The organism is Pseudomonas sp. SDO52101_S400, assembly GCF_054071635.1.
Genome location: NZ_JBSVWF010000132.1, coordinates 1 through 1,596, shown reverse-complemented (window position 1 = coordinate 1,596; position 1,596 = coordinate 1). Strand labels below are relative to the sequence as shown.

Annotated in this window: 1 protein-coding gene; it reads left to right on the top strand. The window is 55.8% G+C overall.

Features of this window, described 5'->3' with window-relative positions; all coding sequences use genetic code 11:
• Positions 1 to 80 precede the first annotated feature (80 nt).
• Positions 81 to 1,499: an IS1182 family transposase gene (locus ACW9HX_RS29025; RefSeq protein ID WP_285313578.1), complete on the top strand. Its 1,419-nt coding sequence runs from the start codon at positions 81 to 83 to the stop codon at positions 1,497 to 1,499.
• The last annotated feature ends 97 nt before the right edge of the window (positions 1,500 to 1,596 follow it).

Sequence of the window (1,596 nt, the reverse complement as noted above, 5' to 3'; positions counted from 1 at the left end):
CAGACTGTGTGAAAACCTAGCAATCTGCGCGGTGCTCAAAGAAAATGCTCCGTATCGAAAGATACGGAGCATTTTTCGTTATGGCTTACATCCAAGGAGAGTCCCGCAGCCAGACCAGTCTGTTCCCGGTCTCGCTGGAGGAGCTGATCCCCGAGGATCACCTCGTTCGCGTCATCGACCTGTATGTCGCCAAACTGGATATGGTGCAACTGGGCTTCGATAAAGCCCTTCCCAAAAGTACCGGTCGCCCCTCTTATGATCCCGCCGATCAGCTAAAGCTCTACCTCTACGGCTATTTCCAGCGGATTCGCTCATCGCGGCGTCTCGAGGCCGAGTGTCAGCGCAACATCGAAGTGATGTGGTTGATCAACCGACTTAAGCCCGACTTCAAGACCATCGCTGACTTTCGCAAAAACAACAAACTTGCCTTTGTGGCGACATGCCGTGCCTTCGTCCGGTTTTGCCGCACAGCCGGTCTGATCGCCGGTGAGTTGGTGGCCATCGACGGCAGCAAGTTTCAGGCGGTGGCGTCCTCGCGGCGTCATATGAATTTGAAGCAGCTCAAACGTCAGGAAGAGAAGCTGGATAAGCGTATCGCTCAGTACCTGGCTGAGTTGGATGAGGCTGACAGGGCCGAGACGGGAGAAGTGATTGATCGCGGCGCGATCAAAACTGCGCTGGCGCAGCTTGAAGTTCGGCAGCAGGACAATCAGAGCTGCCAGGCGCTGATGAACTCGATGGGCCTGGAGCAGTTCAACACCCACGAAAGCGATGCCCGAATGATGCGCACGCCCAAAGGGCCACGGGTGGCCTACAACGTACAAACCGCCGTGGACGCTGCACATTGCCTGATTCTGCACCATGAAGTAACTCAGGACGGCGACGACCGAAAACAACTGGAGCCAATGGCCAAGACCGCCAAAGAGCATCTGGAACAAGATGCTCTGAGCGTGACGGCCGATGCCGGCTACTCCAACGGCCAGCAGTTTCAGGCCTGCGAGAAGGTTGCAATTACGGTCTATGTACCACCCAATCGCTCGGTCAACCCAGGCGGGGAGGAACTCTTTGAGCGCAAAGATTTTACCTACGAAGCCGAACATGATCGTTATCAGTGCCCGGCGGGCAAGTGGTTGACGCTCAAGCAGCGAAACAAGGGTGATCGGATCTATCAGGCAGATGTCAGCGACTGCACTACCTGCCCGCTCAAATCCCAATGCACTGGCGCCCAACGCCGCTATATCTCACGCCATGCCCATGAGGAAGCCTTTGAGCGAATGGAGCAGCGAATGCTGGCCCATCCGCAGATGATGGCCAGCCGAAGATCCATCGTTGAGCACCCTTTCGGCAACCTCAAGCAATGGCTGTTTGGGAATGGTCGTTTCCTGCTGCGCCAGTTGGAGGGAGCAAAAGCGGAAATGGCATTGGCGGTGAACGCTTATAACCTCAAGCGAGCGATTAGCGTGCTAGGAGCCAGCCAATTGATGGCGCTAATGGGCTGAAAGGCCTTTTTTCGTCTGTCGCTCGCACAAAAACAAACACCCCGAACAAGTCGGGGCGTTTGTTGGGCTGGCCTTCAGTGCGTTTTCACACAGTCTG